Source organism: Yersinia sp. 1252 StPb PI (assembly GCF_048593885.1).
GTDB classification, from domain to species: domain Bacteria; phylum Pseudomonadota; class Gammaproteobacteria; order Enterobacterales; family Enterobacteriaceae; genus Yersinia; species Yersinia enterocolitica_E.
On record NZ_JAZGQE010000523.1, the window covers coordinates 1 to 361 of the forward strand.

Below are 361 nucleotides of genomic sequence, written 5' to 3' on the forward strand. Positions count from 1 at the left end.
TTGCAATGGATAGTTAACAACTGTTCTATTTTCTGGGCATCTATAATATCATTTTTCATATGTTTTTTATGGGAATCAAACATTAACAGCTCCATGAGAATAAAAGTATCTCTATCAATGATGAGTGCACTTATTTCTTTGGGCGTAGTATCCACTATGGAATTACTACAAATACCAGAAAAGACTGAGCCATTAATTGGGGTAATTATTGGCCTTCTCGGCCCTAATAAAATCAAGGCCTACGTTGATAATATGTTAATAGAAAAGATGAAGAATGAAAGAATGAAATAAACAAGATAGTTTTAATTAATTAACGCAGTATGAATCTGGTTGTACTTCATTATTTTTCTGAGGGGCATTG

Annotated in this window: 1 protein-coding gene; it reads left to right on the top strand. The window is 32.1% G+C overall.

The features are described from left to right. Positions 1-291 (top strand): phage holin family protein (locus tag V2A85_RS24595; protein ID WP_420072679.1); only part of this gene is annotated, 291 nt, incomplete at its 5' end. Positions 292-361 lie beyond the last annotated feature (70 nt).